Origin of the sequence: Vibrio sp. 2304 (assembly GCF_033339475.1) — a bacterium.
GTDB lineage: Bacteria > Pseudomonadota > Gammaproteobacteria > Enterobacterales > Vibrionaceae > Vibrio > Vibrio alginolyticus.
Genome location: NZ_JAWOUQ010000004.1, coordinates 308,450 through 329,352, shown reverse-complemented (window position 1 = coordinate 329,352; position 20,903 = coordinate 308,450). Strand labels below are relative to the sequence as shown.

The 20,903-nt window shown below is 44.7% G+C and carries 19 protein-coding genes and 1 other annotated feature; of the genes, 13 read left to right on the top strand and 6 right to left on the bottom strand.

Translation table 11 applies throughout. The features are described from left to right. A complete protein-coding gene (uvrY, locus tag R7P64_RS10910) occupies positions 1 to 645 on the bottom strand; it encodes a UvrY/SirA/GacA family response regulator transcription factor (RefSeq protein WP_206972367.1) in 645 nt (214 codons plus the stop codon). 427 nt (positions 646 to 1,072) lie between these two features. Between uvrY and R7P64_RS10905 the strand changes: the two genes are divergently transcribed. Continuing rightward, positions 1,073 to 3,436, top strand: coding sequence for a DNA polymerase II (locus R7P64_RS10905; protein ID WP_150919067.1), 2,364 nt, complete (start codon positions 1,073 to 1,075; stop codon positions 3,434 to 3,436). Here the strand turns inward: R7P64_RS10905 and R7P64_RS10900 are convergent. Continuing rightward, the gene (locus R7P64_RS10900; RefSeq protein ID WP_005386779.1) at positions 3,433 to 4,200 is read right to left on the bottom strand and encodes a hypothetical protein; all 768 of its coding nucleotides are present in this window, start codon (positions 4,198 to 4,200) and stop codon (positions 3,433 to 3,435) included. The two genes, R7P64_RS10905 and R7P64_RS10900, sit on opposite strands and share 4 nt — an antisense overlap. Positions 4,201 to 4,394: 194 nt before the next feature. Between R7P64_RS10900 and yeiP the strand changes: the two genes are divergently transcribed. Both yeiP and R7P64_RS10890 read left to right on the top strand, forming a co-directional pair. Beyond that, complete coding sequence (gene yeiP / locus R7P64_RS10895) at positions 4,395 to 4,961, top strand: elongation factor P-like protein YeiP (RefSeq protein ID WP_005376801.1); 567 nt, start codon at positions 4,395 to 4,397, stop codon at positions 4,959 to 4,961. 2 nt (positions 4,962 to 4,963) lie between these two features. After that, positions 4,964 to 5,284 (top strand): HI1450 family dsDNA-mimic protein, encoded by a 321-nt coding sequence (locus R7P64_RS10890; protein WP_005376800.1) that lies wholly within the window; start codon positions 4,964 to 4,966, stop codon positions 5,282 to 5,284. Positions 5,285 to 5,470: 186 nt separating this feature from the next. Here the strand turns inward: R7P64_RS10890 and rluB are convergent, their stop codons facing one another. Then, complete coding sequence (gene rluB, locus R7P64_RS10885; RefSeq protein WP_005376798.1) at positions 5,471 to 6,409, bottom strand: 23S rRNA pseudouridine(2605) synthase RluB; 939 nt, start codon at positions 6,407 to 6,409, stop codon at positions 5,471 to 5,473. A 565-nt stretch (positions 6,410 to 6,974) separates the two neighbouring features. Here rluB and R7P64_RS10880 point away from each other — a divergent pair. After that, positions 6,975 to 7,685, top strand: coding sequence for a calcium-binding protein (locus R7P64_RS10880; RefSeq protein ID WP_031781065.1), 711 nt, complete (start codon positions 6,975 to 6,977; stop codon positions 7,683 to 7,685). Positions 7,686 to 7,776: 91 nt separating this feature from the next. On the opposite strand, the gene R7P64_RS10875 is transcribed toward R7P64_RS10880, so the two are convergent. Beyond that, positions 7,777 to 8,397 (bottom strand): L-threonylcarbamoyladenylate synthase, encoded by a 621-nt coding sequence (locus R7P64_RS10875; protein ID WP_005376791.1) that lies wholly within the window; start codon positions 8,395 to 8,397, stop codon positions 7,777 to 7,779. A gap of 59 nt (positions 8,398 to 8,456) precedes the next feature. Next, positions 8,457 to 9,314 carry an RNase RNM gene (rnm, locus tag R7P64_RS10870; RefSeq protein ID WP_005386777.1) on the bottom strand — a complete coding sequence of 286 codons (858 nt, stop codon included), beginning with the start codon at positions 9,312 to 9,314 and terminating at the stop codon, positions 8,457 to 8,459. Positions 9,315 to 9,409: 95 nt separating this feature from the next. Here rnm and R7P64_RS10865 point away from each other — a divergent pair, with 95 nt between their 5' ends. The 8 genes from R7P64_RS10865 to R7P64_RS10830 all read left to right on the top strand — a co-directional run bounded on the left by R7P64_RS10865 (position 9,410) and on the right by R7P64_RS10830 (position 17,356). Further along, positions 9,410 to 9,535, top strand: coding sequence for a trp operon leader peptide (locus R7P64_RS10865; RefSeq protein WP_005376787.1), 126 nt, complete (start codon positions 9,410 to 9,412; stop codon positions 9,533 to 9,535). After that, positions 9,482 to 9,585, top strand: a sequence feature (Trp leader region). It overlaps the preceding gene by 54 nt. 126 nt (positions 9,586 to 9,711) lie before the next feature. Next, on the top strand, positions 9,712 to 11,277 hold the full coding sequence (locus R7P64_RS10860) for an anthranilate synthase component 1 (RefSeq protein WP_318123510.1): 1,566 nt from the start codon (positions 9,712 to 9,714) through the stop codon (positions 11,275 to 11,277). Between the two features lie 16 nt (positions 11,278 to 11,293). Next, the gene (locus tag R7P64_RS10855; protein WP_213960495.1) at positions 11,294 to 11,902 is read left to right on the top strand and encodes an aminodeoxychorismate/anthranilate synthase component II; all 609 of its coding nucleotides are present in this window, start codon (positions 11,294 to 11,296) and stop codon (positions 11,900 to 11,902) included. Between the two features lie 37 nt (positions 11,903 to 11,939). Continuing rightward, positions 11,940 to 12,950, top strand: a complete 1,011-nt coding sequence (trpD, locus tag R7P64_RS10850; RefSeq protein ID WP_213960494.1) for an anthranilate phosphoribosyltransferase — start codon at positions 11,940 to 11,942, stop codon at positions 12,948 to 12,950. Between the two features lie 13 nt (positions 12,951 to 12,963). Then, a complete protein-coding gene (trpCF, locus tag R7P64_RS10845) occupies positions 12,964 to 14,403 on the top strand; it encodes a bifunctional indole-3-glycerol-phosphate synthase TrpC/phosphoribosylanthranilate isomerase TrpF (RefSeq protein WP_238969974.1) in 1,440 nt (479 codons plus the stop codon). Positions 14,404 to 14,467: 64 nt separating this feature from the next. Continuing rightward, on the top strand, positions 14,468 to 15,658 hold the full coding sequence (trpB, locus tag R7P64_RS10840; protein WP_151514973.1) for a tryptophan synthase subunit beta: 1,191 nt from the start codon (positions 14,468 to 14,470) through the stop codon (positions 15,656 to 15,658). Further along, positions 15,658 to 16,464 (top strand): tryptophan synthase subunit alpha, encoded by an 807-nt coding sequence (gene trpA / locus R7P64_RS10835; protein WP_130545111.1) that lies wholly within the window; start codon positions 15,658 to 15,660, stop codon positions 16,462 to 16,464. The genes trpB and trpA overlap by 1 nt, the downstream gene beginning before the upstream one ends. Positions 16,465 to 16,660: 196 nt before the next feature. Then, the gene (locus R7P64_RS10830; protein ID WP_005376777.1) at positions 16,661 to 17,356 is read left to right on the top strand and encodes a Crp/Fnr family transcriptional regulator; all 696 of its coding nucleotides are present in this window, start codon (positions 16,661 to 16,663) and stop codon (positions 17,354 to 17,356) included. 126 nt (positions 17,357 to 17,482) lie between these two features. On the opposite strand, the gene R7P64_RS10825 is transcribed toward R7P64_RS10830, so the two are convergent. Then, a complete protein-coding gene (locus R7P64_RS10825; protein WP_053304278.1) occupies positions 17,483 to 19,024 on the bottom strand; it encodes a long-chain-fatty-acid--CoA ligase in 1,542 nt (513 codons plus the stop codon). 543 nt (positions 19,025 to 19,567) lie between these two features. Between R7P64_RS10825 and R7P64_RS10820 the strand changes: the two genes are divergently transcribed. Continuing rightward, complete coding sequence (locus R7P64_RS10820; RefSeq protein ID WP_005376774.1) at positions 19,568 to 20,827, top strand: dicarboxylate/amino acid:cation symporter; 1,260 nt, start codon at positions 19,568 to 19,570, stop codon at positions 20,825 to 20,827. Positions 20,828 to 20,903: the final 76 nt, after the last annotated feature.

Below are 20,903 nucleotides of genomic sequence, written 5' to 3'. Positions count from 1 at the left end.
CTAAAGGGTCTCGGTGTCCAGCATTCCGTGGCGAATCGCTAAGTGAGTTAACTCAACGTCACCATTAATGTCCAATTTACTAAAGAGTCGGTAGCGATAGCTGTTGACTGTCTTTGGACTTAAATTAAGTTGCTCAGAAATATCCGTTACCTTTTGGCCTTTGGTGATCATAAGCATGATCTGCAATTCACGTTCGGATAAGTCTTTAAAAGGGTTCTCAGAGGCTGGAGAAAATTGACTCAATGCCATCTGCTGCGCAATCTCTGGCGAGATGTAACGCTGCCCACTATTAACTACACGAATCGCATTCACCATTTCGTCAGGGCCAGCACCTTTGGTTAAATAACCAGACGCACCTGCCTGCATCACCTTGGTTGGAAACGGGTTTTCTGTATGAACGGTAAGTACGATGATTTTCACATCAGGATTCACGCGAAGAATTTTTTTAGTGGCTTCCAAGCCGCCAATTCCTGGCATGTTCATGTCCATTAAAATGACGTCAGCATGATTACTGCGACACCATTTTACTGCATCTTCACCGCTGTCAGCTTCTCCTGCTACGTTCATTCCACGGACGTCTTCAATAATACGTCGTATCCCTGTGCGAACCAGCTCGTGATCATCTACAAGGAAAACATTTATCAAACTTGTATCTCCACACTTTGTATTGGTTCTGCACCCACATAACCATTATTTGTTAAATGTGGATATCAGTATGACTGCCTATATACTAACGTAATCGACAAAAAATTGCTTTCTATGAATATGTGCTGAAACGCAAACTTTAGCAAGAACTTATTCATAAACCACTCTATTATTTTAGAGCGTGATGAGCAGAACCGAAATCTAAGAAAAGACAATTAACAACATTAAGTACAATAAATCAAGTAACTAGGTTTCATATTGCCCAGAGAAACACGCTATAACTTAAAATGACACTGTCCCTCTTGCACCAAAGACTAACTTGTAATCACTAATTCCAGCAAAAATTTGAGACGCTTTCTTTACTGGTTATTTTTACAGTTCTTAGTGTTAAACTAACGTTCTTCAAGTTTTCTAAGGTTTCTCACATTTGAATATTCAACAAGGCTTCCTGCTAACTCGACAGGCACGAGACATCAAAGGTCAAACTCAAATCGAGCTGTGGCTTTCGACAGAAGCAGGTCCTACTCAGTTACTTATTAATGGTGAGAAGCCAGTATTTTTCATCGCTCAGAAACACTCAGAGCAAGCAAAGACACTCGCACGAGAAAAAAACATATTCGTCGACATCCGCCTTTTGGATCTCAAAACCTTTGAACATACGCCTCTTGCTGCCTGCTATACCAATGTAACCAGAGACGCTCTCGCACTCAAAGACACATTCGCTCAAAAAGATATCACTACGTATGAAAGTGATATTCGCCTCGCCGATCGCTACCTAATGGAGCGTTTTATCAAAGGCAGTATCGAGTTTACAGGCAATGTGACTCGCACCAATGGCTACCAACGCGTCCAGAGCGCAAAATGCCGTGCGGGGCAATATGAGCCGAAGTTAAACGTTGTCTCGTTAGATCTAGAATGCTCTGAGAAAGGCATTCTTTACTCAATCGGATTAGACAGCGTCATGGATTCCCGCGTTATCATGATCGGAGAACCAGAACCTTCGGAGACACCGATACAATGGGCTAAGGATGAAAAAGCGCTTCTAGAAGCACTCATCGATTGGTTTAAAAAATTCGACCCCGATGTCATTGTCGGTTGGAATGTCATTGATTTTGACTTTCGTCTGCTACACAAACGAGCAGAATGGCACAACATGAAGCTAATGCTTGGCAGAGCAGACCAAGCCAGCTTTTTTAGAAGTTCATCTCAAAGCCAACAAGGGTTTATCTCCATTCCCGGGCGAGTTGTGATGGATGGTATCGATACGCTAAAAACGGCTACTTACCACTTTCGATCTTGGTCATTAGAGTCTGTATCTCAAGAACTCTTGGGGGAAGGTAAAGAAATCCACAACGTGCATGACCGCATGGATGAGATCAATCGTATGTACCGCTCCGACAAACCATCGCTGGCTAAATATAATTTACAAGACTGCGTGTTAGTGAATAAGATTTTCAATCACACTCACCTGCTTGACTTTGCAATAGAGCGCTCTCGTCTCACTGGTGTCGAACTGGATCGTGTCGGCGGTTCGGTTGCAGCATTCACAAACCTATACATGCCTCAGATACACCGAGCAGGCTACGTTGCTCCGAACCTACACCCTGAAAATTGGATTGCTAGCCCAGGCGGTTACGTGATGGACTCCATCCCTAACCTATATGATTCTGTTTTAGTATTGGATTTTAAGAGTCTATATCCATCGATTATTCGCTCTTTCTTGATTGATCCTATGGGTTTAGTTGAAGGGTTATTGCTCGATATTGGAAAAGAAGAAAATCAGGCTGTACCTGGCTTTCGCGGTGGGCAGTTCCATCGTACGAAACACTTTTTACCAGAAATGATTGAAAAGCTTTGGGCAGCACGTGATGTTGCAAAGAAGAACAATGAAAAAGCTTTTTCTCAGGCAATCAAAATCATCATGAACTCCTTTTATGGCGTACTGGGCTCATCGGGATGTCGTTTCTTTGATACTCGGTTAGCTTCTAGTATTACCATGCGCGGACATGAAATCATGAAGCAAACTAAGGTGCTGATTGAGGAGCAAGGATATCAAGTGATTTACGGCGATACGGATTCCACATTCGTGTCGTTGAATCGACCATACAGTCAAGTAGAAGCTGACGCTGTTGGAAATCAATTAGTTGATTACATCAACTCTTGGTGGCAAGAACACCTGCGTTCTGAGTACAACCTAACATCTATGTTGGAAATCGAGTATGAAACCCATTATCGCAGATTCCTTATGCCAACGATTCGTGGCGCAGAAACTGGCTCGAAAAAGCGCTATGCGGGTTTAATCGGTGAAGGAGAGCAAGAACGGATTGTATTTAAAGGGTTAGAAAGTGCCCGAACTGACTGGACCTCGTTAGCTCAGAAATTTCAAAATACACTCTATAGCATGATTTTCCATGGTGAAGATCCAAGCGACTATGTCCGAGAGATGGTTGAGAAAACTAACAACGGTGAATTTGATGAACAGTTGGTGTATCAAAAGCGACTGCGCAGAAAACTGCATGAGTATCAGAAGAACGTCCCGCCACAAGTGCGCGCAGCTCGTTTAGCGGATGAGATAAATGCCAAGCTTGGCCGCCCATTACAGTATCAAAACAAAGGACGAATTGAATACATTATTACCGTGAACGGCCCTGAACCTTATGAGTACCTCAATAGCCCGATTGATTATCAACATTACATTGATAAACAACTCAAACCCGTTGCAGATGCGATTCTCCCTTTCATTGGGACGGACTTTGACAGGCTTTCAGCGCCACAAATGGGGTTGTTTTAGCCGATACGAAACTCTGTTTTCTGGTACTGTTTGACTAACCAATCACCAAACGCATCAATTAGCCCGATAACAGAACGCTTGGGAATCCCCCGGCCAGAAAGTAAAATTTCTAGCCGCTCGATCTCAAGCTGCTTTTCAGGATGATAAGTTAAGAATACCTTGCCACACTCTACGGGGTCATCAAACCAACGTTTATCTCGATACATCACCAAAGAGTATGACGCTCTTAGTAACTTTTTAGCAATCACGCGCTGGGCGGCCACCTGCTCTTCTATCGTCTTCGCTTGTACGATTTTTTTGCGATAAGCCGTAATCCAATCTTCCACATCCATATTCCAGTGCTTAGCAATTTCCCAACTTGGGACGTAATCACCAAAACAGTCTGCTAGATCATCACCATAAACACAGACACAGCAATGCTTAAGCATAAAGCCCCAAGTGAAAATACTATCTAAATTAGCTACTTCGCTCACTAAGGCTGTACGGACCGATACACCATTAACGTGAGGGTAACTCTGCTGCGCACGCCACTTAATTGTGTTGAGCAAAGTCGCGCGATTGTGCTCAAAGGATGATTGAGTAACGACAACCAGGTCTAAGTTCGACTTCCCTGCGATCGCTGTTTTACGAGCAACACTACCGTATACATAAACGCTGTGTAAGTTTTGCCCCAGTCCACCTTTGAGACAAGCGGTGACTTCCCTAATTAAAGGCGCAAACTCTGGTTGAAATGGTTGTTTAGGATCGATAACAGGCAGAGACATGACTTAAAACGTGTTCTCAGATGGTTCAAGAAGTTGGGCTATATGTTCTCTTAGCCGACTCACTGAATCAAGTCCATTCAGGTGTTTAGTCATGGGAGTAACAACAAATTTCTGCAATGAATTTTAATGCTAGGCGGCTAACTTAGCGCTATAATCACCGAGTTTTGCTTAATAAGTATGAATAGGAATATACAATGCCAAAGGCAAGTGAAATCAAAAAAGGCTTCGCAATCGAGTCTAATGGTAAAACTCTTCTCGTTAAAGACATCGAAGTAACGACTCCTGGCGGTCGTGGCGGCGCTAAAATCTACAAAATGCGTTGTACAGATCTAAACACGGGCGCACGTGTAGATGAGCGTTACAAGTCTGATGACGTTGTTGAAACGGTAGAAATGAACAAACGTGCAGTTGTGTACTCATACGCTGACGGCGATGAGCACATCTTCATGGATAACGAAGACTACTCACAATACACATTCAAGCACAATGAAGTTGAAGACGACATGCTGTTCATCAACGAAGATACACAAGGTATCCACATTATCCTTGTTAACGGTGCTGCAGTGGGTATTGAACTACCATCTTCTGTTGAGCTAGTGATTGAAGAAACTGACCCTTCAATCAAAGGTGCTTCTGCATCTGCTCGTACTAAACCAGCACGCTTCGCTTCAGGTCTTGTCATCCAGGTTCCTGAGTACATTGCAACTGGTGACCGAGTTATCATTAACACAGCTGAACGTAAATACATGAGCCGAGCATAAGCATGTCTGATTTGATTTCTTACGACGACGTCATCGACGCAGCATACGACATTTTCCTTGAGATGGCTCCAGATAACCTAGAGCCTGCTGACGTGATTCTGTTTACTGCGCAATTTGAAGATCGTGGTGCCGCAGAACTTGTTGAAACTGGTGATGACTGGGTTGAACATGTTGGCTTCGAGATCGACAAAGAAGTATATGCAGAGGTTCGTATCGGCCTAGTAAATGAGGAAAATGACGTTCTTGATGACGTATTTGCTCGTATGCTAATCAGCCGAGACCCTGAACATAAGTTCTGCCATATGCTTTGGAAACGCGATTAACGTTTCTTCATCATGAACAAAGATACCAGCCTAGTGCTGGTATTTTTTATCTGTTGTTTTCGTCTAGCTGAGATATTTGTTTATACAAAGCACCCTGCTCTATATAGGCTTTAGATCCTTTTGTTATGTAACAGATAAGAAAAAGGCTTGCCGAATTGGCAAGCCTTTCTGATGTTTTGCTATCGATTAACGATGCTTGTTGCGTGCGCCTTGGTCACCAGCAGTCTTCTTCGGCTTACGACGAGAAGGGTTGTTGCTGCGACCTTTTGGCGTGTTAACACGCTCTTCATGGCGCTTAACTGCGCGACGAATTTTTTGGCTGCGTGCACGCTCACGTTTGCGTGACGTGTTGTCTTTGTTCAGATCAAGCATGGTTTCTTTCTCTGGACGAAGCTCTACAAGCTCACGCAAGTAGTTTACTTCTTTCAGGTCAAGCTCCATCCAACCGCCACGAGGCAGTTTCTTGTCTAAGAAGATGTCGCCGTAACGAACACGTTTCAGACGGCTAACGGTACACTCTTGCGATTCCCATAGTCGACGAACTTCGCGGTTACGACCTTCGTTGATAACAACGTAAAACGTGTGGTTCATGCCTTCACCACCCGCGTAAACAACATCTTCAAAGCGAGCTAAACCGTCTTCCAGTTCAACACCTTTGACTAGATTACGAACTTTCTGTTCAGTTACTTCACCGAACACACGTACTAGGTATTCACGTTCAACTTGGCGGCTTGGGTGCATTAAGCGGTTCGCCAGTTCACCATCCGTTGTGAAAAGTAGAAGACCAGAAGTGTTCGCATCCAGACGACCAACTGAAATCCAACGAGAGCCACGAATTTTTGGCAGACGATCAAAAACAGTACGACGACCTTCTGGATCGTGACGAGTACACAGTTCACCCTCTGGTTTGTAGTACGCAAGTACACGACAAATCACTTCTTCTTGAATCTTTGCAGAGACAATGTGACCATCGATACGAACTACGCTGCTCTCGTCTTCAAGTCTTTCACCAAGCTTAGCGACTACACCGTTCACGCTAACGCGACCAGATTTAATTAACGATTCAATCTCACGACGAGAACCGTGACCAGCACGTGCTAATACTTTTTGTAACTTTTCGCTCATTTATCTACCTATGTGTCGTCTTCACAGACGTCTAGACCAGGATTGGTCTGCATTTTGCTATTTACCCATTTCAGTGGGATTTTTCGGTCGGACATTATACGTAACTTTCTTAGTTAATGTAAGCTAAATCGGCGCCATTCTCCACACCAAAATTCACATCAAAAATGACCGAAATATTTGTCCTATTCTGCAACTTTTTTACTACTTAATGCAGGCATTGCTCAACGAGAATCCCACTAATATCGGTCTTCCTGAACCACTTTAACCACGCGGTACCTGATAAAATTGTCAGGGTTACAACAATAACCACTTGGGGTGTGTTTACTGTTCGTATTGCTAGAAAGCAACGAAAAATAAGCCGTCCCTGTTTGCTGCTAAGTAATACCAATCACCGCAGACAATGAGCGCTCATAGCAAAGCAAGGTCGTGGGTAACAAGACAAAAATTGTCTTTAAGTCATTAGTTCACATCAAAAATAACACTAATGCTATCGTGTACTCTGACTCACTCGGTTCGCTCTGCACTCTCGGCGATTGGCATAAATCAGACAAAAAGGAATAGAACAATGTCTATGCTAAATCTCGACCTAAATTGGATTTTTGGGACATCTCAAGATGACGATATGACAGGCACAAAAGGCTCTGAAACAACCGATATTTTCTTCGGCTTCTGTGGTGATGATAAGTTTGTAGGATACGGAGGTAATGATATTGTCTTCGGTGGCTGGGGAGATGATACCTTGCTTGGTGGCCGAGGTAACGACTTTGTTTCTGGCGGCTTTGGAAACGACTTCCTATCCGGCGGATTAGGAAACGACAAACTCTTTGGTGGCTGTGGCGACGACACAATTTTTGATTATTCAGGCAACAACTACTTGAGTGGTGGCTGGGGTAACGACACGCTCGTTGTTGGTGATGGTGAATCAGTACTGAGCGGTGGCTGTGGAGACGACACCTTCGTGCTTACAAACCGCCTTGCTATTGGTGTACCTGATCAGCCTGTATCTTCCAACGATATTGATGTCAAAGCCGACATTGTCGATTTTAATATTTTCCATGACAAACTTGTCTTTGATATGGGCCGAGACACTGATAACGATGGCATTCGAGATACGTTCTTGGATTCAGCGGATGATCTGACTTTATCTTACAATGAATGTGGCTGGGCAATATTCTCAAGTGATGAATACAATGTTGAAGTGACACTAAACGGTGTGAGCTCTGCATACATCAACTATGCAGAACAAAATGGTATCGACATTTTCGATTTTGCTTAACCTCAATCAGTTAAGTTCAATGAGATATTCGATATGACAACTAAAATAGGAGGCGCGATGCCTCCTATTTTGTTTGGCGGTGGTGCGTCTACTATTCGAATGGTGCAGGGTCACCTGATCCCAAACGAACTACAACAGGTTCACCTTCGCTAAAGTCAATTACAGTCGTAGGTTGTTCACCTAGGTAACCGCCATTAAGAATCACATCAACCGCATGTTCTAGTTTATCGCGAATATCCTCTGGATCAGATTCTGTTACGTCACTGCCAGGTAGAATCAACGACGTAGACATCATCGGTTCACCTAATGCTTCCAACAAGTCCAAGGCAATTTGATTGTCTGGGACACGGATACCGATGGTCTTACGTTTTGCATTCATCAAACGACGCGGCACTTCTTTTGTGCCTTTGAAGATGAAGGTGTAAGGACCTGGTGTGTTATTTTTCAGCAGTCGGAATGCAGAGTTATCCACTCGCGCATAGAGAGAAAGCTCCGACAAATCACGACACAGTAAAGTAAAGTTATGCTTATCATCCAGACGACGAATCTGACAGATTCGTTCCAGTGCTTGTTTGTTCTCCAACTGACAGCCAAGTGCGTACCCTGAATCAGTAGGGTAAACCACAACGCCGCCGTTACGAATGATTGCTACTGCTTGATTAATCAAGCGAGCCTGTGGGTTTTCTGGGTGAACGTAAAAAAACTGGCTCATTGTAATTCCTCATTATCGAGCCTCTCGGCTCTATATTTTTATGGGTTCTCGACTTCGTATTACTGAGTATTATTCAACGAAGGATCTATTCCCCAATCTTTCCAAACTGGTTCGACGCCAGCAGGCAACCATAGGTTCCTTCCTAGCTCCATCCACGGTGATGGGTAGTGAAAATCACTGCCTTGAGAGGCTAATAGTTTGTATTGTATAGCATAATCAGCCAAGTTGCGCCTTTCTTGTTGCGCTTGCTGTGGCTGTGCAACTTCCATCGCATCACCACCCGCTTCGACAAACGCTGCTAGAAGACGCTTAATCCACTTCGCTGTCAACTTATATCTACCAGGATGCGCTAATACCGCCATTCCACCAGCCGCATGGATAGCATCAACCGCATCCTTCATCGAACACCAATTCGGTGGTACATAACCTGGGTTATTACGCGTTAGGTATTTTTTAAACACCATTTGCATGGTTTTTGCGTAACCATTATCTACCAACCATTTCGCGAAATGCGCTCTTGTCACTGGAGCATCACCGGCGATTTGCCTTACCTCTTCAAGCACACCTACTCGAGTTGCTTTTTGTAGTCGCTCTGCAATTAACTCAGATCGTGTTATGCGATGCTGCTTCTGCTGTTCTATAAGGGCAGATAATTGTTCATTTTCCGGATCGATATTCAGGCCGACAATATGAATGTCTTTGTTTTGCCAGACGGTCGATATCTCAATGCCATTGATGATTTTTATTGGCAAATTATTATCTTGAACGTATTGCTTAGCTAACGCCAAACCGTCAACCGTATCGTGATCAGTGATCGCCAAAACCTCGATATCAAAACTCAGCGCCCTTTCCACTAAATCTTTAGGTTCTAACCGACCGTCCGATGCAGTGGTGTGACTATGTAAATCAATTCTCATATTTTTATCGTTTTAATGCCGTTTTGGGGTTGACTTTTTACTCTCGCACTAGTTAACTAGTACACAAATACAAAGTACGTAATTTAAGGTTCACCATGTTACAAGAATTTAACCAAAACCAAAAAGCGAAAGTTGCGGTTTGTCTTAATAAGGCAAACTCATCAGATCTTGCTTGGTGGCGCACTTGGACTAGTTCTTGGTGGGCAAACGTATACTTCTAGTTTATAGAACCAAACGTTGTAAAGCCCGCTACTTAAGCGGGCTTTTTTGTTTTGTTGCTCATTTCACATTCAACTGCCTAAACATTAATCGAATATAGCCAACTCTAGATTGGGAGAACGTTTGCTTTATGCGACTATGTACGGCAGGAAGATTTAAACAGCTACAAGGAGGTCTTGTGAACAAGGCCATTGAAATTAAGAAACTTGGACAGCTTGAAGTGCTAACGGCTTCCGTCCCTTATACTCAAGACCCGACTCGCTTGTTCCACACACTATGTGAGAACAAAACTGACAGCCTATTGCTGGAATCTGCTGAGATCGATTCAAAGCAAAATTTAAAATCCCTGCTGATCGTAGATTCAGCGGTTCGCATTGTTTGCTTCGGCCATACCGTTAGCATGCACGCCTTGACCAATAACGGTAAAAACCTACTGTCTCACCTAAACCAGAACATCCGTGGTGACGTTGAGAGCAAGTTCGATGGCGAAACGCTAACTTTGCAGTTTAACCAGCCATGCGACACGTTAGATGAAGACTCTCGCCTACGTGAAGCCTCTTCTTTCGATGCGCTACGTTTGGTTCAGCATAGTTTTGATATTTCACAGCAAGACAAACACGCAATTTTCCTTGGTGGTCTGTTTGCCTACGACTTAGTCGCAAACTTTGAGCCGCTTGGTAATGCCGAAGTAACAAATCAGTGTCCAGATTACGTGTTCTACGTCGCGGAAACACTACTTGTTGTCGACCATCAAACGGAATCTTGCCAGCTTCAAGCGACGTTGTTTGTTGATGGTTCAGAGAAAACAGCGTTAGAGACTCGTATTGCAGAAATCAGCGCTCAGTGTGCAGCGCCAAAACTGTTGCCGAGTGCAGAGCAAATAACAGATGTAACGGTAGAACCTAACGTGTCTGATGCAGACTTCTGCCAAACCGTTCGCGACTTAAAAGAGTTCGTAGTGAAAGGCGATGTATTCCAAGTTGTACCGTCTCGTAGATTCACTCTACCTTGTCCTTCTCCACTGGCGGCTTATAAAGAACTGAAACAAAGTAACCCAAGCCCTTACATGTTCTACATGCAAGATGAGCTGTTCACTCTGTTTGGCGCATCACCAGAAAGCGCGCTTAAGTATGAAACCGATACCAACCAAATTGAAATCTACCCAATTGCAGGCACACGTCGCCGTGGTAAACGCCCGAATGGAGAGAACGATTTCGACCTAGACAGCCGCATCGAACTTGAACTGCGCACAGACATGAAAGAAAACGCAGAACACATGATGTTGGTTGACTTAGCACGTAACGACGTTGCCCGTATCGCACAAGCAGGCACTCGCCACGTAGCTGACCTACTAAAAGTCGACCGTTACAGCCACGTAATGCACTTGGTATCACGCGTGGTTGGTCAACTGCGTGAAGACCTAGACGCACTGCACGCATACCAAGCGTGTATGAACATGGGCACGCTCACTGGTGCACCAAAGATTCGCGCAATGCAGTTGATTCGCGATGTGGAAGGCGCACGTCGCGGTAGCTACGGCGGTGCGGTTGGTTACCTAACTGGTGAAGGCACACTCGACACGTGTATCGTCATTCGCTCAGCTTACGTAGAAAACGGCATTGCTCAAGTTCAAGCTGGTGCAGGCGTGGTGTTCGACTCTGATCCACAAGCGGAAGCAGACGAAACGCGCGGCAAAGCACAAGCGGTAATCTCTGCTATCCAAGCAGCGCATAAGTCACAATAAGGAATAGGGTTCAGAGATGGCTAATATCATTTTTATCGACAACTTTGACTCGTTCACCTACAACCTTGTGGATCAATTCCGCTCGCTAGGTCACTCAGTCAAGATTTACCGAAACAACATCCCAGCAGAAACCATTGAACAAGCGGTAAACGCGCTTGAAAACCCAGTGGTCCTGCTATCACCAGGCCCTGGTGCACCGTCAGAGGCTGGCTCAATGCCTGAGCTTATCCAACGCATGAAAGGCAAAGTGCCGATGATCGGCATTTGTCTTGGTCACCAAGCAATTGTTGAGGCATACGGCGGCACCGTTGATGGCGCGGGCGAAATCATTCACGGTAAGGTCTCTATGATGGAGCACCAAAACCATGCGATTTACCAAAACCTACCATCACCACTTGCAATTGCACGTTACCACTCGCTAGTTGCGACCAAGGTTCCTGAGAGCCTAACCATCACAGCAGAAGTGGATGACTTGGTAATGTCTGTTGTACATGAAGAAGATAAAGTTTGCGGGTTCCAGTTCCACCCGGAATCTATTATGACGACCTACGGAGCAACACTGTTGGCCAATGCCATTGAATGGGCACTTGAAGAACAAACTTCAGCGACCCCACTCACTGCTTAAAAAGCACTTGGCACATAAGAAATTTAGGAGAGGAAATATGGAAGCAATCATCAACCCTATTATTACCAAACTGTACGAGCAAGAATCGCTTACTCAGGAAGAGAGCCAACAGCTATTCGACATCATTATCCGTGGTGAACTAAATCCAATTTTGATGGCGTCAGCGCTGACTGCACTAAAAATCAAAGGCGAAACGCCAGACGAAATTGCAGGCGCGGCAAAAGCACTGCTGGCAAACGCAAACCCATTCCCTCGTCCAGATTATGATTTCGCGGATATCGTAGGTACTGGCGGCGACGGTCACAACACCATCAACATTTCAACCACTGCGGCGTTTGTTGCTGCAGCATGTGGTCTAAAAGTAGCGAAACACGGTAACCGCAGCGTTTCAAGCAAATCGGGTTCTTCTGACCTTCTTGATTCATTTGGTATCAACCTAGCTATGAGCGCAGAAGATACGCGCAAAGCGGTAGACGATATCGGTGTTGCTTTCCTATTTGCACCTCAATACCACGGTGGTGTGCGCCATGCGATGCCAGTGCGTCAAACCATGAAAACACGCACCATCTTTAACATTCTTGGCCCACTGATTAACCCTGCTCGTCCTAACATCGAATTGATGGGCGTTTACAGTGAAGAACTGGTTCGTCCTATCGCAGAAACCATGCTACAAATGGGTATGAAGCGCGCCGCTGTAGTACACGGCAGTGGTTTGGACGAAGTAGCAATTCACGGTGAAACAACCGTTGCCGAAATCAAAGACGGTAAGATCACAGAATACAAATTAACGCCTGCAGACTTCGGTCTAGAAGCGCACCCACTAGAAGCAATCAAAGGTGGCGACCCTGAAGAAAACAAAGCGATCATTACCAACATTCTGACGGGTAAAGGTACAGACGCACAATTGGGCGCAGTGGCAGTGAACGTTGCTCTGCTAATGCGTCTATTCGGCCACGAAGATTTAAAAGCCAACACGCAACAAGCGATTGAGGCAATGAATTCAGGCAAGGCGTACCATTTGGTACAACAACTTGCCGCACACGCTTAAGGAATTGAAGAAGATGACTGACTTCAACACTCAGCAAGCTGACAACCTGTCTGAACACGTTTCTAAGAAAGAAGCAGAAATGGCAGAAGTACTGGCGAAAATTGTCCGCGACAAATATCAGTGGGTAGCAGACCGTAAGGTGTCTCAACCGCTAAGCACATTTCAGTCTGATTTGCAGCCATCGGACCGCAGCTTCTACGATGCTCTGAGTGGCGAAAAGACGGCCTTCATCACCGAATGTAAGAAGGCATCTCCTTCTAAAGGTTTGATTCGTGATCACTTCGACTTGGATTACATTGCATCGGTTTACAACAACCACGCAGATGCAATTTCAGTCCTAACAGACGAGAAGTACTTCCAAGGTAACTTTGATTTTCTTCCTCAAGTACGTGGTCAAGTCAAACAACCCGTTCTGTGCAAAGACTTCATGGTAGATACCTACCAAGTTTACCTAGCACGTCATTACAGTGCTGATGCCGTGCTACTGATGCTTTCTGTCCTGAATGACGAAGAGTATAAAGCGCTAGAGGAAGCAGCACACAGCCTGAACATGGGTATCTTGACCGAAGTCAGCAACGAAGAAGAGCTTCATCGTGCAGTTAAGCTAGGCGCACGCGTTATCGGCATTAATAACCGTAACCTTCGCGACCTAAGTACCGATTTGAATCGTACTAAAGAACTGGCACCGACCATTCGTGAACTGGCTCCTAACGCAACAGTAATCTCAGAATCTGGCATTTATACACATCAACAAGTTCGTGATTTAGCGGAATACACAGACGGCTTCTTGATTGGTAGTTCACTGATGGCGGAAGACAACCTTGAACTTGCAGTACGTAAAGTGACGTTAGGCGAAAACAAAGTCTGTGGCTTAACGCACCCAGATGACGCAGCGAAAGCGTACCAAGCTGGTGCGGTATTTGGTGGTCTGATTTTTGTCGAGAATTCGAAGCGTGCGGTCGACCTTGAAGGTGCGCGCTTAACCATTAGCGGTGCTCCACTTAACTACGTAGGCGTGTTCCAAAATCACGATATCGATTTTGTTGCTTCTGTCGTGACCTCTTTGGGTTTAAAAGCGGTGCAATTGCATGGTCAAGAAGACCAAGCTTACGTTAAGCAGCTAAAAGCCGAACTGCCAGCAGCAGTAGAAATTTGGAAAGCTTACGGCGTGACTGATGCCAAGCCAGAACTGCTAGCAGACAACATTGACCGCCATCTATTAGATGCGCAAGTTGGCACTCAAACCGGCGGTACCGGCCAAGTGTTCGACTGGTCACTGATCGGCGACCCAAGTCAAATTATGCTAGCGGGCGGACTGTCGCCAGAAAATGCTCAACAAGCAGCGACATTAGGTTGCTTGGGATTAGATTTAAACTCTGGTGTAGAAAGCGCACCAGGCAAAAAAGATTCACAGAAGTTGCTCGCGGCATTCACCGCTATTCGCAACTACTAAAGCTGGATATCAGCTAAAAAATTTAAAGCTATTCGTAGCGAAAAATACGAGAAGGAATATAACGATGGCAAAACTGAATGCCTACTTTGGCGAATACGGCGGTCAGTACGTTCCGCAAATTCTAGTTCCAGCACTGGAGCAACTAGAGCAAGCGTTTATCGACGCGCAAGAAGATCCAGAATTCCGCAGCGAATTCATGACGCTTCTTCAAGAGTATGCGGGCCGTCCAACGGCTTTGACTCTAACTCGTAACCTAACCAAAGGTACGAAAACCAAACTGTACCTAAAACGTGAAGACCTACTTCACGGTGGCGCGCACAAGACCAACCAAGTGTTAGGTCAAGCGCTGCTTGCGAAACGCATGGGTAAAAACGAAATCATCGCAGAAACAGGTGCAGGCCAACACGGTGTTGCAACCGCACTAGCGTGTGCACTACTTGGCCTTAAGTGCCGCGTTTACATGGGTGCAAAAGACGTTGAGCGTCAAAGCCCGAACGTATTCCGTATGAAGCTAATGGGCGCAGAAGTCATTCCTGTCCACTCGGGTTCAGCGACACTTAAAGATGCATGTAACGAAGCGCTGCGCGACTGGTCTGCAACTTATGAAGACGCGCACTACCTACTAGGTACAGCGGCAGGTCCTCACCCATTCCCAACCATCGTGCGTGACTTCCAACGCATGATTGGTGAAGAAACGAAGAATCAGATTTTGGCACGTGAAGGTCGTCTTCCTGATGCGGTTATCGCATGTGTGGGCGGTGGTTCAAACGCGATTGGTATGTTTGCTGACTTCATCGAAGAAGAAAGCGTTCGCCTAATTGGTGTTGAGCCAGCAGGTAAAGGTATCGATACTGACCAGCACGGCGCCCCACTTAAGCATGGTAAAACAGGCATCTTCTTCGGTATGAAAGCGCCATTGATGCAAGATCCAAACGGTCAAGTAGAAGAGTCTTACTCGGTATCTGCTGGCCTTGATTTCCCTTCAGTTGGCCCACAACACGCACACCTAAACGCAATTGGCCGTGCTGAATACGACAACGTGACAGACGATGAAGCACTAGAAGCATTCCAAGAGATTGCACGCCATGAAGGCATCATCCCTGCTCTTGAATCTTCTCACGCACTGGCTCATGCACTGCGTATGGCTCGTGAGAACCCAGAGAAAGAACAATTATTAGTCGTTAACCTATCAGGTCGTGGTGACAAAGACATCTTCACCGTACACACCATCTTAGAAGAAAAAGGAGCAATCTAATGAGCCGTTATGAGAAGATGTTTACGCGCCTAAACGAAAAGAACCAAGGCGCATTTGTACCGTTCGTAACGGTTTGCGATCCAAACGCCGAGCAGTCTTACAAAATCATGGAAACACTGGTCGAGTCTGGCGCAGATGCACTTGAACTTGGTATTCCATTTTCAGATCCTCTTGCGGATGGCCCGACCATCCAAGGCGCTAACATTCGTGCGCTAGATTCAGGCGCAACACCGGATATCTGCTTCGAACAAATTGGTAAGATCCGAGCTAAGTACCCAGAGCTACCTATTGGTCTTCTGATGTACGCGAACCTTGTTTACTCTCGTGGTATCGAAAACTTCTATGAGCGTTGTGCAAAAGCAGGCATCGATTCTGTTTTGATTGCAGACGTACCAACTAATGAAAGTGCCGAGTTCGTTGCTGCTGCAGAGAAGTTTGGTATTCACCCGATCTTCATCGCACCACCAACGGCAAGTGACGAAACACTGAAGCAAGTATCAGAGTTAGGTGGCGGCTACACTTACCTACTATCTCGTGCAGGCGTTACTGGCGCAGAAACCAAAGCAAACATGCCTGTAGGTCATATGCTGGATAGACTGAACCAATTTGATGCGCCACCAGCACTACTTGGTTTTGGCATCTCAGAGCCAGCACAGGTGAAACAAGCACTAGAATCTGGTGCGGCGGGGGCTATTTCCGGTTCGGCTGTCGTGAAGATCATTGAAGCGAACGTTGAGCAGCCACAAATTATGCTCGACAAGCTAGGTGAATTCGTTTCTGCAATGAAAGCTGCCACTCAAAAATAATTTCAGTTTGATATGACACAACAACGCCCGCTTAACATTATGTTTAGTGGGCGTTTTCTTACTATCGCGTTTATACCACGTCATTTTTTGTTCAACGCCCGCACTTTCCAAATCTATCTCAAGCAGAGCACTCAAAGAGTGTTAAGCTTGGGTAACTTAACTAACTCAATAAAGCAATGTGCAGTAAGGTTGCTACATGGAAGAAGTCAAAACACTGCTAGCCAAATGTCCTGTACTATCAGGGCTGCCAGATAAAGGGCTTAGTGAAGCAGCGCAAATGACTAAGGTTCGCTGCTTCGACGAAAAAGCACTGATTTGCAATAAAGGTGCGCTTCAATCTTCTCTTATGGTCATAGCTCAAGGTGCAGTGAGAGTGAACTCAATTAGTTCAAAAGGCAAAGAAGTCACACTGATGATTTTCGAAGCTGGTGGTTGGTTTGGAGACAATGTTTTTTCTCCCGGCATGCCTCGTATTTTTGGTGCGACCGCTCATTCTGACGTGACTGTAATGGAGCTTCCTGGAGATAAATTTCGCCAATTACTCGCCAAATACCCTCAAAGTTACCCCACTATACTCGACTTACTTAGCCGCCGCTTGTGGTCTGCTATTTCTGTTATCGAAGATGACGCGATTAGAGGAATTGAAGAACGAGTCGCCAAAAGGTTGCTGCTGCTTGCTGAATACCAACTTAATCAAGCGATCGATACTCGACCATGCGTTGTCAGGGTAACAAGAGAACATATCGCTAACATGATGGGGCTAACTCGTCAGAGCGTACACAAGATACTAAAACGATTAGAAAGTATCGGGATGCTAGAGCTAAACTATGGCTCAGTAACCATTACCAATCCGAAACGCTTAGAAGAATACTTTAAAGAACTCGAGCAATAGATCCATTCAGCAAACGGTAAGTATTGTCTGACGATAGCTAAAAAACTTATGCATCTAATTGGTCAAGAGCACAACACCATTTGCGCTTAGGCAAGTGGCGCTGTGACACAAAAACCATTGAATTGACTAAGCTATATTCAATTCAGATTTCAACTCACGTTTCAAAATCTTTCCTGTCGCACTCATCGGGAGGTGTTCACGAATTTCGACATAACGAGGATATTTAAACGAGGCTAATTGCTCTTTACCCCACTTTTGTAATGAATCGGCGTCAATGTATTCTTTTGGTTTAAGTACAACGTAAGCTTTTATCTCTTCGCCATACTCTTCATTTGGAATCCCTATCACCGCGACCATTGAAACTGCAGGATGAGTCATGAAAACTTCTTCAATTTCTCTGGGATAAACATTAAATCCACCTCGAATGATCAGATCTTTCATTCTATCGACAATAAATAAATTACCTGAACTGTCAAAGCGGCCCACATCACCAGTATGGAACCAACCATTTTGTAGCGCAGATTCAGTAACTTCTGGACGGTCAAGATATCCCTTCATAACATTATGACCACGCACAACAATCTCACCTTCTTCGCCTATCGGTAGTGCATTGCCTTCAATGTCGATAACTCTTACTTCGACGCCTTGAACCGGTTGACCTACCGAGCCTGGTATACGCTCCTGATCTAAATGATTAAAACATGCAATAGGACTTGTCTCCGACAACCCGTATCCTTCTAAGATCGGCACATTAAATGTTTCTTCAAAGGTTCGAAAGATTTCGGTTGGCAATGGCGCACCACCGCTTACTGCAACACGCAATGACGAGGTATCAAATTGATGCTGCACATGAAGCAGACCGATGTACATCGTTGGCACACCAGCAAATATCGTCACCCTATGTTTTTCCACCAGCTCAAGAACATGTTTAGGCTCAAACCTAGGCACTAACACCAATGTTGCCCCGCCCAAAACACTAGCATTTAAGTGGACGGTTTGACCAAATGTATGAAATAAAGGCAAAGTTACTAAGTGAATATCATCGGCCTGGCTGCCCATAATGTTTTGTGCCACCAGAGCGTTCATTATGATGTTCTGCTGAGTCAGTTCAGCGCCTTTTGGTAAGCCTGTCGTCCCTGATGTATACAAAATCACACATGTATCATCCGCATTACGCGGTATATAATCCGGCAACGGTTGGACATCGGCTATAAACGCATTGAGAGTTATTACACCATTCCAATAGCTTTCATCTTGAGATTGAGTCAGTACGACTATGCCTTCGCATGTATCGACTTGTTCAAAGGCTTTGACACCCTCTTTTGCCATTGGCAGTTCTTTCGTCCCTTCAAAGCAGAAATAAAACTTCGCTTTTGAATCTTCTAAGTGATACTTAATTTCTCGCGCTTTCAAAAGCACATTTAATGGGACTGCAACCGCGCCGGCTTTTTGTATTGCATAATAAACAAACGCGAAAAAAGGAATGTTTGGGCATGAAATCGCAACGCGGTCACCTGGCTTTACGCCTTTATTGATTAAAGACGCTGCGATCTTGCCAGCGATCGCATCAAATTGCGCATAATTTATCTTTTCAGCGCCACATATCAACGCCGTTTTATCTGGTTTACTCGCAGCATTTCTTTGTAACGCAGCAGCAAGATTCATCATAGTCTCTTCACCTCTTACTTGTCTTTCTCGTCTAATCAGCTCAGGAGCATTAACTAAGCAAGTTACCCCTAACACTGGATCGTCAGCATTTGAGTCTCACCAGTCATTATCATTTAACATTATGTTTACAACGCAATCAGGACTAAGAATGTAAAGCAATTAACATTTCAGAAGGTAAATTAATAAAAGTGTGAGCTTGAAAGAAATGAATTGTTATAAATATCAACCCAAGTCACTAAAAACTCTGACTGCAATATCAAATACAAAAGCGGTTAAAATTAACAAAAAGAAAACAAATAAAGAAAAATAAACTTGGACAATCCTAAGCGCGACCCTTATAAGAAAAATCAATGGCAAACGTTTGCTATTGAACAAAACTTTATCGTTCGTCAATAAAATATCGATTAATCCATCAATAATACCTTGCTGCATATTGCCAATTGTAAACGATAAGTGTAAAAAGCAAGGCGAGATAATTATCCGTAAATCCATTTATGGTTAGTGGGTAATTTTAGGATTTTACATTTTATTAGCACAGAGGTTATGGAAGTGTTAAAAGAAAAGAGTTTGCTAAACAACATTGGCGTACAAGTCGTAATCGCCATGATCGTGGGCACAGCCGTTGGTGCCATGATGGGTCATGATGCGACAGTGTTCGCTCCTTTAGGTGCTATCTTTATCAACTTAATCAAAATGTTGGTTATTCCTTTGGTCGCTGTAGCCTTGATTTCTGGCGCCGCTGGTCTTGGGAACAGCCAGTCAGCAGGTAAAGTTGGCATCGTCACTCTAGGTTATTTTGGTTTAACATCCGCCCTAGCCGTTGCGCTTGCACTATTTATGGGTGAAGTATTCCAACCAGGCATGGGTATCGACGTCTCTGGCGTTGAAGGCATGTTCTCAGCAGAATACGCTTCAAAAGGTGAACTACCTACTTTCTGGGCAACCATCACTGGTATGATCCCAACCAACGTTTTCCAATCACTAAATGAAGCAAACATCCTACAGATCCTCGTTTTCTGTATGTTCTTTGGTATTGCGATTTCTAAGCAAGCAAAAGAACGTCGTGAACCAATCATCAATGGTGTTAACTGCATCGTTGACGCAATGGTTTGGATGATCAACAAAGTAATGATCATTGCACCTATCGGTGTATTTGGTCTGATGGCAGAAGCAGTCGGTACGTTTGGTTTTGGTGCGCTAATGGTGGTATTCAAACTGTTCGTTGTTTACGTTGCTGCCATCCTAATCTTCGGTTTCGTTGTTTACCCAGCAATGGTGCATGTTTTCACGAAGACATCTGCGAAGAAATTCCTGTCTTCAATGAAGAAACCGCAAGCAGTTGCGCTTTCAACAGCGTCTTCTATGGCAACACTGCCTGTCACAATGGACACCTGTGAAAAAGAGCTGGGCGTAAAAAATTCAACTGCATCATTTGTTCTGCCTCTAGGCGCAACGATCAACATGTCAGGTAATGCGATTTACTATGGCTTGGTCGCTATCTTCTTTGCTCAACTGTTCAATATCGATCTAGGCATGGGCGCTTACATTGCAATTATCGTAACGTCTACATTGGGTGCGGTTGGTCAAGCGGGTGTTCCTGGCCCTTCTTTCCTAGTGGTTGCCGTGCTTCTTGCCGCTGGCATTCCAATTGAAGGTCTACCGCTGCTATTCGCTCTTGACCGTATTTTCGATATGATTCGTACAGCACTGAACATCACAGGTGATGCTGCATGTGCAGTTATCGTTGATGCGCTAATTGAAGAAGAAACGGCAGAAGCTGAGCTAAAAAAGCAAGAAGCCTAACCCTTTCTTGAATAGACCAAAAACCGCTCATAATGAGCGGTTTTTTTGTCTTTTCTTGCATTACGTAACTATACAA